Source organism: Rhodospirillaceae bacterium, from assembly GCA_018660465.1.
GTDB lineage: Bacteria > Pseudomonadota > Alphaproteobacteria > Rhodospirillales > JABJKH01 > JABJKH01.
On the sequence record JABJKH010000004.1, the window covers coordinates 45,005 to 59,533 of the forward strand.

The 14,529-nt window shown below is 51.7% G+C and carries 15 protein-coding genes; 1 reads left to right on the forward strand and 14 read right to left on the reverse strand.

The features are described 5' to 3' along the window. Positions 1-2 precede the first annotated feature (2 nt). The 11 genes from HOM51_00770 to HOM51_00820 form a co-directional block, all read right to left on the reverse strand. A complete protein-coding gene (locus HOM51_00770) occupies positions 3-1,577 on the reverse strand; it encodes a DUF4384 domain-containing protein (GenBank protein ID MBT5033025.1) in 1,575 nt (524 codons plus the stop codon). Then, positions 1,574-2,224, reverse strand: coding sequence for a hypothetical protein (locus HOM51_00775; protein MBT5033026.1), 651 nt, complete (start codon positions 2,222-2,224; stop codon positions 1,574-1,576). The genes HOM51_00770 and HOM51_00775 overlap by 4 nt, the downstream gene beginning before the upstream one ends. Positions 2,225-2,232: 8 nt before the next feature. Then, a complete protein-coding gene (locus HOM51_00780; protein ID MBT5033027.1) occupies positions 2,233-3,810 on the reverse strand; it encodes a S8 family serine peptidase in 1,578 nt (525 codons plus the stop codon). Positions 3,811-3,910: 100 nt separating this feature from the next. Further along, on the reverse strand, positions 3,911-4,663 hold the full coding sequence (locus HOM51_00785) for a hypothetical protein (protein ID MBT5033028.1): 753 nt from the start codon (positions 4,661-4,663) through the stop codon (positions 3,911-3,913). A 35-nt stretch (positions 4,664-4,698) separates the two neighbouring features. Beyond that, a complete protein-coding gene (locus HOM51_00790; protein ID MBT5033029.1) occupies positions 4,699-5,637 on the reverse strand; it encodes a hypothetical protein in 939 nt (312 codons plus the stop codon). Between the two features lie 15 nt (positions 5,638-5,652). Next, on the reverse strand, positions 5,653-6,774 hold the full coding sequence (locus HOM51_00795) for a hypothetical protein (GenBank protein MBT5033030.1): 1,122 nt from the start codon (positions 6,772-6,774) through the stop codon (positions 5,653-5,655). A gap of 4 nt (positions 6,775-6,778) precedes the next feature. Beyond that, positions 6,779-7,387, reverse strand: a complete 609-nt coding sequence (locus HOM51_00800; protein ID MBT5033031.1) for a hypothetical protein — start codon at positions 7,385-7,387, stop codon at positions 6,779-6,781. Beyond that, on the reverse strand, positions 7,384-7,920 hold the full coding sequence (locus tag HOM51_00805; protein MBT5033032.1) for a hypothetical protein: 537 nt from the start codon (positions 7,918-7,920) through the stop codon (positions 7,384-7,386). Before HOM51_00805 ends, HOM51_00800 begins: the two co-directional genes overlap by 4 nt. Before the next feature lies 1 nt (position 7,921). After that, positions 7,922-8,314 (reverse strand): hypothetical protein, encoded by a 393-nt coding sequence (locus HOM51_00810; GenBank protein ID MBT5033033.1) that lies wholly within the window; start codon positions 8,312-8,314, stop codon positions 7,922-7,924. A gap of 16 nt (positions 8,315-8,330) precedes the next feature. Next, the gene (locus HOM51_00815) at positions 8,331-9,230 is read right to left on the reverse strand and encodes a hypothetical protein (GenBank protein ID MBT5033034.1); all 900 of its coding nucleotides are present in this window, start codon (positions 9,228-9,230) and stop codon (positions 8,331-8,333) included. Positions 9,231-9,254: 24 nt separating this feature from the next. Then, the gene (locus tag HOM51_00820) at positions 9,255-9,827 is read right to left on the reverse strand and encodes a hypothetical protein (GenBank protein MBT5033035.1); all 573 of its coding nucleotides are present in this window, start codon (positions 9,825-9,827) and stop codon (positions 9,255-9,257) included. Between the two features lie 152 nt (positions 9,828-9,979). Here HOM51_00820 and HOM51_00825 point away from each other — a divergent pair, with 152 nt between their 5' ends. Continuing rightward, on the forward strand, positions 9,980-10,954 hold the full coding sequence (locus tag HOM51_00825) for an OmpA family protein (protein MBT5033036.1): 975 nt from the start codon (positions 9,980-9,982) through the stop codon (positions 10,952-10,954). 1 nt (position 10,955) lies between these two features. Here the strand turns inward: HOM51_00825 and HOM51_00830 are convergent, their stop codons facing one another. Genes HOM51_00830 through HOM51_00840 form a run of 3 tightly spaced genes read right to left on the reverse strand, consistent with a single transcriptional unit; the run spans position 10,956 to position 14,492 of the window. Further along, the gene (locus HOM51_00830) at positions 10,956-12,317 is read right to left on the reverse strand and encodes a hypothetical protein (GenBank protein ID MBT5033037.1); all 1,362 of its coding nucleotides are present in this window, start codon (positions 12,315-12,317) and stop codon (positions 10,956-10,958) included. After that, the gene (locus HOM51_00835; protein ID MBT5033038.1) at positions 12,314-12,859 is read right to left on the reverse strand and encodes a hypothetical protein; all 546 of its coding nucleotides are present in this window, start codon (positions 12,857-12,859) and stop codon (positions 12,314-12,316) included. The genes HOM51_00830 and HOM51_00835 overlap by 4 nt, the downstream gene beginning before the upstream one ends. Next, entirely contained in the window at positions 12,852-14,492 is a 1,641-nt protein-coding gene (locus HOM51_00840) for a hypothetical protein (GenBank protein MBT5033039.1), read from the reverse strand. The genes HOM51_00835 and HOM51_00840 overlap by 8 nt, the downstream gene beginning before the upstream one ends. Positions 14,493-14,529: the final 37 nt, after the last annotated feature.

The window sequence follows — 14,529 nt, forward strand, 5'->3', positions numbered from 1 at the left end:
TGCTACTTCTCAACATTCACCACCATCGAATTCTCGGCGATGGCGGCGTTTTTGATTTGGCGGAGGGCGCGGGTGATGCCGTCCAGAGAACGGTAGGGGAGCGTTTGGAAGTCAACGTCTCTGATCGCCTTAGGGAGGTCTGCTGACACGTTACGGTCAAAGGCATAGCACTTCACCAATTCAGCCCCCAAGGGCGGTTCGATCACCCAATCGAACTTCATCGATTTATCAGGAATGCTGCGAAGTGATGAGCCGACGATCCGGGCACTTTTATGATGACGGTTGGGAAAAATTTTCATCACCTTGCCATTGGCTTGGCGATAAAAACAATAAAGATAGCTGTCGCGACTGGTCTCAATATACAACACCATTTTTTGGCCCAAACGAAACACAGGGTTTTTTCCTCGCGAACTGGAAAGGCTGAGCGCTATAGGACCAACCCCATCGTTTTTACGCGCGACTGTAAAATCTTTCTTGGGCTTGAGAGTTAATTCCTTGGGCACAGATTTTCGCCGCACGTTGCCTTGCCAGGACTTCCGCGTGCCGTCGCCCCCCGTCATCGAAATTTGCAGATCGATGGTCTTCCCCAAGTCCCAATATTCACCGCCAAAAACGTAATCGCCCGTTGGCTTTTCGGTCATGATGGAGTTTGCTGTGCGTTCGGATAAACCCAATCCCCGGCGGCGGATTTCTGACTCCTTGAGTATGGCATCGGCGATCTCAATAGAATTTCCTTTGCCACCTGCCGTGCGATTTAGCTCCCCTGTAAACCGTTTTGCGAACCAACGTCCAAACGTCGTCTGCACGCCGGTGTCCTGGTAATGCATGCCCTGGGGACGGACGGTCTGGATGCTGCCGAGAGCTTTGGCAAAATATGCGGCGCTCGCCTTTATCGCGTCATCGATTGTCAGCGTCTTATCCACATCAAAATCATAGACCAGTGCATGGAAACGTGTCTGAGCCAGAATCACGCCGGTCCCGACTTCAACTGCTTTGTAAGCGATCCCCAGGTTTTTGGAATTCACCGGGCGGATTTGAGCGGTGATAATAGCATCGGCTCCCGCATTCCGCATCAGCTTGTTGATCTTTTCTGCCGAATTCCTGAGAGAATTAAAATCGTCAATATCCTGGGTGAGCTTGGTCAGCTCATCGCGCGCAATAAACCGATTATACGGAATGGTGCCGCGGACGAGTTCTGCCAAAACAGATTCACTGACCGCCCGCGCGAAATCCTTGGAGATCCGCAATTCGTCCTTCCAGAACGGCCATACCGCAACTTTTCTGTGATCGGATTTTATAGGTGGGGGATTTTTCTTATCGGACAATTTTTTGATTGTCCAAAGGGATTTTTCAACGAACTTGTCCCAGCCCTTTTTTTCGACCGGACGAACGTTGAGACCCTCCAAGAGTTCTCGAGCCAGGGACCGCGACACTTGGCGAATATTTTTTGCCTGTTCTGGCCTGAGGTCTTTGCTGACAACTTCCTTTTCCGCTGCCCACCCGGACGCGGGTTCCAAAGCCGTCATCACAACAACAGAAACGACCACAACCAAAGCATGCCGAAGTGCCAAATTCATAAGGGTCTTGCCTGTTGATCTAAGTGAACGCCGCAAACCAAATGTGATGCCGCCAATGCTTGCAGGGCAGGTTTGCCGACGACCATGCCGACGTGGGGAATATACTTAAACGCTTTAACATGCTTTACGCCCAAGCCTGAAAGAGACTCCAGCAGAGCCTTCCTGGTTTTGGAAATGTCAGCAGGGGGGGCATCTTCCGATAACGCCAGTGCCACAATCACCGGGACGGGCATATGGTCTACAGTTGCTTTCAACTCTTTCATTCTCTTGGCCTTCGCAACTTGTTCTTTGGCACGTTTAGGGTCTGGGTTTTGATGCACGGTAAGGACATCTTGATCAGTCATCAATAGCTTGACGGTTTTTGTGTCAGCGTGAAGGATCATGAGCCGTGTATGTGCCAATTTTGTGGCAGATTTTGCCACCTTGTCCGGCAAGCGAGCAAGCACACTATCGAGCTGATCCGCCGCACGTATGCCGACGATCAAGGCAACGGCACCCTCACAAATTGTCTGTTTAACTAAGACCTGAGCGGCACTGTCATCTGACTTAATATCGATCAATACAGCCGCAGATGCAGAGGTCGCAGCAAACAGAAATGCTGCCGTGACCGTAGCGCACAAAAAAGTAAGGGGCGCGTTTGTTCTCATTTCACCTTTCAACGATTATCATAAATTTTAATACCGCCAATACTCTCCACACCTTTTTTCGGCATTGGCTTCTTTGTCGGTTGTGCCGGTTGCCGAGGCGTTGGGACCACAGCCCTCGCAACAGGTTTTTTCACCTTGCGGGATGAGATTCGTTGAGCTTTCGTCCCATCGTTGTCTTCTAAGGATGATACCGCATTATCAACCTGAATTCGCGGGGTCACAACGTTGTTCCGAGAATCGGTAATCATTTTCCCGGTATCCTTCAACACGGTCAGTATTTGTTCAACGCTTGCCGACGGATTTATTGATCGCAGGGCGGCAAAGGCACCCGCGACATGAGGAGCCGCCATGGATGTTCCTGCATTGCGCTCAAAATACCCTCCTGGGATTGCAGATTGAATCCCGCGAACCGAAGCCGTATGAGAATTTATTCCCGGGGCTAATAGGTCCAGAAAGGAGGCGCTGTTGGAAAATTTGGCGATCTCGTCATCGAATGTGCTGGCGCCAACGCTAATGGCCTCGGTTACACATGCAGGCGCAGAAAGGCCGGTTGACTTGGCGCCATTTCCACTTGCCACCACGACGGCTATACCGACCCGATTCAAAAGGTGTGCCATCGCGCTGAATGCAGGCCTTTTATCATCGCATGGTTCTTCAAAATGTCCGCCTCCCAAACTTAAATTAACAGCCGCAATTTTATAGAATCGACGTTGCTCATAAACCCATTCGAGGGCTCGTATAGTATCCGATGAAAAAGCCAAGACACATTTAAGTTTTAGTGTCCTGAAAACACAAAAAGGGCTTTTCATTAAAGAGAACACTTGCACCGCAATTATTTTTGCTTCGGGAGCAACGCCTGAGAACTTGCGGCCTTTGCCAGCAACAATACCGGCCACGTGCGTGCCATGAGAACATGAAGATATACCGACGCAAGGCTTGCCTGTTTCAGGTCCTACCAACATTTTTTTACCATTCGGGCAGGCTGGGCGCACCCGCATTAAGGGGTGATTCATGTAGGTTCCGAAGCATGCTTCGTCGACAATTTTATCCTTGAGAAATTGATGTTGCGAATCAACTCCCGTATCCAGAACAGCGACGACTTGGCCGTCACCAGTACCTTCAGATTCCCAAGCCACTGGCCCGCCGACTAAAGGGACAGAATCTGCAAGGCTCGGGAACAATAGAGTATCTTCGTAGACCCCTGTGAACGCAGGATCCGCCATTATTCTTGAAAACTGATCGGGAGTAGCCGTCAGGGCCATTGCTGCAGTGTATTTGAACTTAACCACTGAATTTGAATCAACGCTTCCAGCGCCCGCCGTCTGTAGCGCCTGACTTTGTGATTTAGCCACTAAATTCACCAAATTATCTTGGTTATCTGGCGTCATCGACCGAACCGATGGCGGTGCCTTGGTCGTGACAATAAGTCGAACGACGCCATATTTCTTCGCTTGCGCGGCCATTTTATTTGCTGCAACGGTGTCTTGACGGAGATCGTTTGCTGATTGAGCCAAAGCACTATTGGGCCCCGCATTTAAAATTACCGTGGTGAAAATAAGAATTGAAAATTTTGCAACCCAGTTCATTTGTGACATTCCCCCAATTAATCCGTCCAGTGCGTTGAGCACATAGAAATTCGTTGCATTGTTGTTTTACTTATAGTGTATTTTTTTATTCTCTAATATATTATCTTACAATCCTCATATTAGGTAAACTAGCGAATATCCGACGGGTGACGTCGTCGACCATGGACGGCAGTACATCGGTATCGCTGGAAAATCGTCCCGCCTTCAGGGCAATAATTGGAATGCCGAGCAATCCTAAGGGCACGCCGCCCCCAGATCGGCTCGCCTGATGGGCGCCGCGCCACATGACCTCTCCATCGCTCGCCCGCGTCAGGGTAAGTTTTAGGCCGAAACTGACCTGGGCAAAGACAACGGCGTAAGCTCCCTGGGCCCCCTTCGTCTCTGGCGTCATGATCGCGTCGCAATTGAACGATCTTGCCAGACGACGAAGATGCTTCTGATTTTTTATATCCAGCGCCATCGCACGCAGCTTTCGGTAGGCCCTATGGGCCTCAATCACCCGGTCCACCCGCTGCGACGCGTGACGGCTTATGGCAGCTTCGATCATAAGGGTTGCAGCTTCGGTCATACCTTTCCCCATAATCGGCGCGACCATCACACAGCGGGGCGGATTTTGGTAGAAGGCGTCGGCCAATTTATAATTAACCGTTCGGCTAAACAGGCCACTGGCTTCTTGACCACCCTCGTCTGCAATGCCCTCAACGCCTTCGGCGTCTTCATCCAGTTCATCGTCCGCATCTGCAACCTTGGGTGCGGGTGCCGGTTGGCCTGTCACCAACGGTTCCTCGACATAGTGAACTTCGGTGCAAGCGCCGACAGACAGAAACAAAACAGCCATTAAAACAAAACGCATGATCAGGTCCCTTTACTCTAAATCATTTGACCAAATCATTTGCCCAAGTCATTTGCATTGACCCAACCGTAATAACCGCCACTCACCCGAACGAATGCCATCTGACCGCTGCTGTCAGACCGGAACATACGCACAGAACGATCACCGGAAATTCGAAATGCCGGCCCTGCATTGTCTTTTGGCGCGCCGTAAAGTTTGAGCACACTCACCAGAGGGCGGACCGGCTGGGCTGAGCCCAAGTGCCGACGGGACGGGTGGATATCGGGTCCCGTCCTCTGCCGCTTGGAAACGATAAATGTTTTGCGCCAGGAGGCGATATCCAGGGTTGGTGTGTAGTCGCTGCCGTTTTCTCGGAAGCCATTTCGAAGGCCGTCTAGAAGTCGGTATGGATGAAGATCATCAAACGTGCCTGGCTGTAGAATTTTTAGAACCAGCTTATCCGCGCTTTCAATAAATTTAGGTTCATCTGACGGCAACGCGAGCAAGGCCACGGCGGGGCCACGCTTGCCACGGCGAGACCGTTGAGTCCCGCCATCATCAGACCTTCCAACGGCAACATGCTTTGCACCGAACGGCAGCCCCACCATATCCAAATAACAAGCAGGGGCGAGAACCAATGTATCGACGCGCGGACGCACGTGGCGATCATCTTCGCCAGGGCACGGTGTATTTTCGTTCTGAGCACCAGGGCCGCTGATCCAGACAAAACGCTTGTCTCCGGGCGATCCCGGCTTGGATAAGAATTCGTGAACTATCGCCGGAACTTCCTCCGGCGTTGCGCTCATCAGAACACGGGCCTTGTTAAACCCATATTCCTTCTCCAATAAATCTTGAAGGTGGCCTGTACGACCCCAACCACTGCCGCCATCATACAGCGCCACGAGGGCTTCGGACGTCGCATGGGCCGGGCCGTGAAATATGCTGGCAGTAAGGGCCAAGCCTAGTCCCGCACCGATAAGTTTTTTGAGGGTCATGGGATAATTCCTTTTCTAAATTGAACAACTGGGGCGTAGCGATCCGGATAAATCAATACGCCCTGAAATTTGGGTTCCATCAATTCGAACCCGTTCGACAATGACTTGGTTTCCTCGCAACCGATAATCGGCCTTGATGGTGCCAGACTTCGCATAGCCGGCACCTACTAACTTCTTCAAGCCGCCTAGCAACACAGCGTCCATAGTGCGGGGGAAAACACGAATGGCGGGGCCTCCTGCCATGGACCGATGACGCGCCCGAATTTGCCGAACGGCCTGGTGCTGTGCACCTGTGTCTCGACCGGCAGATTGACGAACAAACCCGCTATAGCGGTCTAGATTTATTTTCCAAGGCCGCCTGGGTGCACCATCAGCAATGAACAACCCACCCTTGGCATCCATCACTGCGACAATCATTCCGTAACAACGGGTGAAGGTCCGAAACAAAGCTTCCCGATCCCGCGATTGAGCGGGCCAAATGATCTCTATCTTCGGGCCACTGCCGTGTTCTAGCAACTTCAGCATCACCCGACCGGAACGCACCATTGTAGGATCGGTGCCGTCCACAACGGCTGGGGACTTTGGACGTTTTTCGGGCAGAGGTTTTGGCTTGCTCTTTTTGACAGGCTTAATCTTGATCGGTTTAAGAGGAGCTTTGATGGGCTCTCTAATAGTCTTTTCGACCAATGGCGGAGCCTTCTTCTTTACGATGGGCTTCAGCGGTGTGAATTCGGTTTCTTTTGGTTCCAAGTACACAGGTTTCGGCTGTGGCTTAATGGGTTTAATTTCGGCGATTGGTTTCTCTGGTGCTGCTTGTTCAGGAGCCTTTTTCGCTGGTTTCAGGGCGGCTATTTGAACCGGCTCTATTTCAGGCTTTTTCTCTTTAATTACTTCTGGCTCTCTAATCACTTCAGGCTCTGGCGGCGGTGGCGGTAAATAGACGGGAGTCACGGAAAGCATCTTGGGTTTTTGGGTCGACTCATCAGGTTTCGTCAAAGATTTTACTTTTTCCATGGCCTTAACTTTAGGCACCTTAGGCGACAGGCGGTTTGTTTCCGACGGCCATATCCATGCCAGCAAGAAGGCGCCCAAGAGCCCACTTACTAGGATCGACAAACCGGGACCAAACCGCCGCATTGCCTCAGCCTCCTGCCTTGTCCAGATACAACAGTTCCATGTCTTCGACCAAGGCACGAAGTTCCCGACGACGCTGGCTTGGAGACATCATTTTTTCACCCGCCTTAACCGCATATGTTTTCTTAGGTTTGGGAGCAGCCTTTTCTGCTGGCTTGGCCGTAATCCCAAAGATCTCAGCCCGACGGCGTTTGATTTCAGGCGCCAGTTTTTCTTTTGGCGCAATTCTGGACGTAGTCCTGGGTTTGATCCCGGGCTTGGTTGCCATGAGAGTCTCATCAGGCTTCTGTGATTTGCTCTCAGACACCCATCTTGGCTCCGCCAGGGGCGGCAACGTAGTTTCTGGGGTCTTAAACGTCAGTGGTTTTTTAATCGGAGCCACAAACGGCTCTGGTTCAGATTGCAGTTTTGGATCAATCTGATCATGAACCACCGCAATTTCATTTAAATTTTTAACAGGTTCTTTCTTTGTATTCAGCGTCTTTCCCTTAACTTCTTCAATGGCATCGACGACTGTTTCCGGTACGCCAATCGCGGTAAGCGTTTCCGGCGAACCGCCGGTTACCAGATAGATCAACGCGGCCGCAACAACAAAATTAAACAGTACAAATCTCATGAGCTTTCTCCTTCTATCATTTGGAAAGATGCGGTCTCCCTCTCCTGCGCTCGGCTATAGCTCACCAGCAGTCCCGCGCGCAGCAGCGCCGAAATGGGCAAACCCACAACTGTCGTCATGAATGCCATGGAAAAATGTTCGGTAAGGCCGCGGATAACTTCTTGGATGGTGGCCGGCGATAAAGTTTGATCGGCCAGCCCCCCGATACCTAAACTAATTCCCAATAGTGTGTAGGTCAGCGCCACCGTTGCGACTCCATTCGCCGCCTGAATTCCCGCCTCAAACCAGGTTTGAACACCTGGGTCCGAGGCACGGTTGGTGCTAATTTTGACCCAGCTCAACGCAGCCACATAGACAAGCCCCACCAGCATGACCAAGAACAAACTGCCAAAAATTCGGGTCGTCCAGTCAATGACCCCGGCAACATCCATGGACGTACTCATCACCGTTATGGCGAGGCCAATGGCTGCCGTGCCAAGAACGTAGCTCAGCGCCTTTGATCCAACACCGGTGGCATTCAGGAGCGCGCGCATCTCAACGTCTCCGGCGTGCTGAGGCCATGATGTTTTGGGACGTTAGCCCCAACTGTTCCAGCCAGTGATCCGTCACGAGAAGGTTTTTCTCTGTTGAAGCATGCGCTAAAAACGTCAGATCATAATTCGCGAACGCTCGTTTCACTGCGGGTGAATTACGTCCGGTAATGGATTTATCACGCAGAACGATGCGCTCCAGATCGATCAACCGACGTTTGGAGACACGCACCTTTTCGTGGCGCTCTTGCGGCGTGAGATCAGACTTGAGCATCGTCTCCAACATGATCGCCCGTTCGCGTTCTAAATTTTCAACGCTTCCCGCAGCTGCTGGAGAGGCAGTTGCACCGAGGCCAATTAGTCCGGCCATAATTAAAAGTGACAGGTTATTTTTCATTTTCTTAACTCCTATTCTAGTGAATGAACAAGTCGACCGCAGACGACACACCGACCGGCTTATCAGGCTCGATCAAGTCGGGATCGTTTTCGGCAATTTGTTCGGCTAAGGCCATGGCATCCAGGGCAACAAGTTTCGCCATATACCCAACGATTTCGCCCTCTTGATTTATCAGTGACAACTCGGCCTCAGTACTGGCGAGAAGTTCGCGGACGTAATCAGGCTTACTAACAGAGGGACCGGCACTCGATTGTTGGGCGCTCATAGGATGACTGCTAATGGCCTGGAGCAAAGCATTAGCTGCTGACAGGTTTTTCGCGTATTCCTTTGAATACCGTGATTCTGGCGCGATGGTGGATGCAAACATCTTCATATCGATGGCTTCGGCGGATTGCTCAAAGCGGGTGCGGGCCTCCGTCTGGCGCTCGACCAGTTTCGCCTTGTCTGATGATTGGCCGGAATGCTCCCGAGACATTTTTTTCAATAATCTCTGATAGACTTTGATGCGCGTCTTAAAATGCTTCGTGCGCAGGTTTTGCCGGTTTTTCATCAGGTCCAGGTATTCTTGTTTTTGGGCCAGAAATTGATGACGCAGTTCGGTTAGCACTTCGCCTTCCGCCTGGTCAGTTGCCGACTGTAAATCGGCCAACGTCTGCATCTTTAATTTTATTTCGGAGTCCATCGACCGAATCGCTCCGGCCAAGGGGGAATCCGAAAAATCTCGATCCAGGGCTTTCTTCAAATAAGTGTTCGGCAGCTTGACCAGTTTTTCACTGACAGCTGGTCGCCATGTGGGTTGCTCCGCACCCGTCGCGGCATAGGTAGGTGCAACCGGCATAACCGCTGCCGTCGCCAAAAGCACTGCTGCAAAACCAAGCAGGCGCCATTGCGAGTTGTTGCTTTTTAACGTGGTCATGTTCCATCTCCTCGTGTGTTTTATCTAGTTGCGTTTCCAGAAGCGGATGCGCTGAACTTCACGGCGCAGGTCTTCGTTCACATCCAACATGGCTGATTCGAAAGGATGATCATCAGATTTTCCGCCGGTCAGAACTTCGACCGTATCGACGAAAGAACCACCACCGGGCAAGCCGAGGTCGTATTCGCCAAAAGTCTTTCTGAAGATATCAAGGTTCTTCCGGGCGGTGGCCGTGTCGCCGGCTTTTAGATAATTGATAATTCCGAGTGCATAGGCGCGCATGCGTTCCTCGGTCGCGATTGTTTTGGCTTCAGGACCTAGCCCTGCTTCGCATTTTTCCAAGAGTCTGGCGGCAGCAAGATAGCCGCTCGGATGACTTTTTTGACGGGCTTGAGTTGATCGCTCCATGGCATCATCAACGCAGGTCCGATATGACTTCATGGCAGAGAGTTCTTGGAACCGAGCTTGACGGAATCCAATGCCTTCGGTGCCCGCGGTGGTCGCTGGAATACAGGCCGAGACGATCACTGAGCACGCGACCACGGCAAGAACGCCGGCGGTTCTGCTTGGCTTAATAGCACGATTGGGTTTTGGCATAATAATGCTCCTCTAATGGCTTCTGCAGGGAGCTATGAAAGGGCGGGGCGGGTTTTTTCTAGAAATCTGCTAAAATAAATTACCTTTTCATAAAAAATTCGGCTAAAAATTTCATAGCTTCATAAGTGACTGCACCTAAAGGTCTATCCGTTATGTTGAGACAATGTGGACGAACAGCGGCTTTAATTGGATTGGTTGGCCTGGGATTAACATTCCTGGGATCGAGTTTCTCGGCATCCACGTACGCAGCGAATTGCAGCCAGGCGGATTCTCACTATAAAGCAGCGCAAGTGCGCCCCCCGCAGGCAGAGCGCCTCCTGGAAAAAGCAATTTCAGAATGTCCGAGCCATGCCGGGGCTTTGAATAACCTAGCCGTTATTCGAGAATCCCAAGGTCGTCTTGCCGAAGCGCTGGCGCTTTACCAACGCGCCATTACCGCAGAGCCAAGTGGGCCCGCCCCCTATGCGGGCCTGGGTGACATTTTGATGATGAAAAAGAATTTTAGCGGGGCAGCCGAGGCTTATCAGACTTTTCTGACCAAGTTGAAGGACGATAAATTAAAAGGGGACCCCTCGGGACTTGCGCCTTACGAGGCTGACTACCAACGACGTCTACAAACCGCGCGTTCCCATTTGCCCCCGGAACAAGCCCAAATAAATGAACCAGCACCTCCGTCCAAACAAGATATTGTTACGGCCAGAGCAATCACGCGATCACTCACCACTAAGCCTAAGAAACCTCGCTTTCGGGGACTGGGTCTTGCGGTTCGGACAGAACCTTCCATCGACCTTCAAATTTTATTCGATTTCAATTCTGATGGGATTAAAAAAGAATCTCTCTCCCAAATTAGCGAAATCGCCAAGGCTCTGAATTCAGCTAAACTTCAAAATGCGCGTATCTTAATCGAAGGCCACACCGATAGTTCTGGATCGGATCAATATAACTTAACCTTGTCGCAACGCCGGGCGGCCGCTGTTCAGCACATGCTGACCAAGCGTTTTGGCATTGATGTTCGTCGTTCGGAAATTAATGGGTTGGGAGAAAAGGCCCCGATCGCTAGCAATCATTCGGATGCCGGACGGGCGATGAACCGTCGCGTAACGATCGTAAACTTGGGCAAAAACTAATTTATCGCAAAATCTTATGGCGGATGGTTAAGAGCGTAATACCCAACCGTTCCAGGCGTCGCGCCATCTGGTCCAAGGCCCCGTCATTGCGCGCCTTGGCTAACTGATCAGCCATCCAATCCTTCGTCCCATCAACTGGTGATGCAGCGGCAATAACAACGATCCTTATCACCGCACTTGGTTGAGCACGCGGCGGGATATCGACCGACCAACGAAGAGCCCCGGACCGGGGACCAGCAGGCAAAGAGCGTACAGGCATTTCGTTCTCAGTGGGTCTGTCATCGCCCCACCGCTCATAACGCCCCCATAGAAAAACATCGCCACTCTCCGCCGTCGCGCGAATCTCCAAGCCGCATAAATCTCGCATCGAACTTGGCTCAAACATTAAGTTGGAATTTTGTTTTGCGGGGAGGAGTTCGGACTTTACATTGCCAAACCGGACCGCCGCACAAGATTGACCTTGCGGCGGACGTTTTTCCAGAACGACGATTTTCACCGCATCAGATCGTGACCACTGAAGATAGCGATGGAATAAACGCACCTTTAGCGTCCCGGGCCCTTCTTTCTTAAGCGCAGTTTCCAGTTGCTGATACTTCCCGGTGCCAACTAGGTCCATCCATCCGGCAAAAGCTTGTTCGAACCAGACCAGCGACCCCGCAGCAAGAAGTGCCGTGCCGATGGCGATGCCCAGGCCCCACTTCACCACCCGCACAGGTGCACTTGAAGGAGGTGGCGCTGGGATCTCCGCAATGTCTCGGCTGCCACGGGGTGCACTTGAACCAGAGGGTTCTTCCACGCCCAAGTCTTCAAGCAAGTCTGCGACACGGGCGACAGATACCATTCGACAAACGTCAGGTCCCAGTCCAATTTCTTGCAGCCACGACTCCTCAATTTGAGCCGCATTTTCTGCCGGGAGGTAGAGATTTAGGCCCGCGTGCTCCACCTGTCCCTCTGACAAGGCCAGGGCTAGTTTCTCGAGTTTTTCTGGAACGTGATCAACCGGCAGGATGTTTAAATCTCGATCAACCTCGCCGGTAGTAAAAATTGTTCGCCCCGGCTCGCTCCCGCCAGACACCAAGTTCCCGTCTTGCGCAAATGCATGGGCAGCGAATACGCCCAGTTGCCAACTGAAGCCATCATCCACCGGCGCCGCCACATCGACTCGATAGGCGGAATGTCCGAAATTTTTTTGAATAACGCCGGTTGGGTCCCGGACAAAAGAGTCGTAGGCCGAACTGATCGGCAACGCGACTGCCTTGCCACCCAAGCAGACGACGGAATTTACTTCCGGGTCTTCCTCGGTAATGCGTTGGACCTCTACCGGCCCCTGGGTTGTAGCAATTAAAACGCGGGTTGGCGTCACCTGAGATATACCTCGGTCGAAACTTCACTAAGACCTCGAACGATATGAGAGTCTTTATCGACCAGCAACTGAATTCGTCCTTCAATCGCCTCCGATAGAACCACCCTGCGGCAGCTGTTGTCAGTATGACAGATAAACATGATCGATGGCGGGGTCGCCTGCTTATCGACCAATTCGAAGATGACAAACATCTGGTTTGGGTCTGCGCGGGATTCCTTAAACGTGATTCGGCAGCCATCGGCTTCCCGATACTGCCGTTCACCTGAACTGGCAGCTGCGACCTGCGGCATATATAACATTGATGTGTTGGCAAGCAGTCGCTGAAAATCGGCGCTTAATTGCGCATCATCGTCGAGCGCTTTAAGCAAATCGGGAGCAGGCGAAAAATTTGGATCGGTTGCATAGGCGTATAGCTCGGCAAAGGCGATCTTGCCGCCAGAGCCTCCACCAGATGTCAGTGCATCGGTTTCCGCCAAACCATCGGCGACGCCATTGAGGAATTCTAATTCTTGTTTTCCAAGCTTTAAGGGTTGTTCAATCATGCCCTACTCCATACAGAAGTCTGTACTGGTCCTTAAAAATAATTTCATCGTTTGTGAACTGCCGGGACCAATCAACATTTGCCACAGTATGGTTAAGAAAGGATTTGAGCTCTTTTTCCGCAACCAACAAGGCATCAACTGCAATTACGAACGCATCAACCGTTTCTTCCGACCGCAAATCGTGATCCTGAAACCCTTGGCGCGAGTTAGCTTTATGGGCTTTTTTTGCTTTGGACATGAGATCTTTTAGGTCTGGGCTCAGACCCTCTCCCTGCCGTAGCATTTTCATGAATCGACTCGCTGCCGATTCTGCATGCAGCGATACAACGTTACTGTCTTCCCAATCAGGCTCATCAAGGGCTCCCTTCAAATCACCTAATTCTGAATCGGGGGAAACTGATAGAATAACAGCGATCGCTTCCATGCGGCTGTCGTAAACAAGGGCATACAAACTTGCCAAGACCGTCCGTTCCAAATGGGCTGCCAAGGATTGGAAACGCTCGACCTGGGAGGGGTAATCTGACTCCAGTGCAGTTTCAATGAAGTTCAACATTTCATCCGCAGGGGGATTTTTGCGCAAGGTATTGGTAATTCGGAACTGGGCGCGGCTGAATACTGCATTGCGAAGCACCGATACGGGCAAATCATTCGCCACTCCTGTGCCAAAAATAACACCATCCAACGCATCCAATTCGCGCCCGTTTAGGAATTTTATCGTGTCGACGGGAGGTTGTTTTAGAACATCCAAAGGATTGGGCGTTTCGTCGATGTTCGCCACAGCTTCTTCTATCTTCGCCGGATCAATCTCACCGGCTTCCCGATCTGTTCCAATCGGCAATGCGCCGTTCATTTGATAGCGTTCCACGGCGAAACGCAGGACCCGAAGCAGGCTAATGGCACCCTGAAAGACGCTCTGATACGTTTTCGCATCGATGCCGTTGCCGTCATCGGCAGAATGGCTGAGCCAATAATCCAAAACAACCTGATCATCTAAGGTGCCGGGGCCGACTTCTCCATTCGCCTGTTCGGCTAAAAATGTAAGCAGACTGCGGCTCTTGCGCTGGGTTTGGACACTCGGCAGGTGTTCTTTTAAATAGTCATAAACGACACGAGATAATCCGTTGGCGGCGTTTGAAACATCTTCCTGGGCAGGGATAGGACCCAACAGAGGCGCAACAGCCTCATCAAGCGCGCAATACCCAACTGACGTCACCAGAAATTCCAACAGCGCCGATAAAAATGGCATGCGCGCGAAGGTGATGCCAAATTCGCCTTCGCCATAATCAATCTCAACACCGGCACTTTGAACCGTTAAGCCCTCTGGCAATGCCGCAAATTGAGCTAGATACCCCTTAAAGGCCGAGGGGCGGGCGGGGCCACTGTCCCAGAAAAAATTTTCGTAACGACCGCTGATCCGGTCCGTTGCCGATGCCGCCACGATCAAGTGACAGAGCTCTAATAAGGCTGGCGCATAAGTTCTACACGCGACCACGCGGGCGACTTCGCGGCAGGTTTTTTGTCCGAACTTGGGAACATCATTGATGGTGGTCTCACGGATAATCTGGAAGGCTGCGGTCAGTTCACCGCTCTTGCCCTCCTCGATAACAAGTTCCTCCGCCGAGATGCTGTCCACGTCCGTGTATCCCCTCGCCCTCTATCTGCGCGGTATT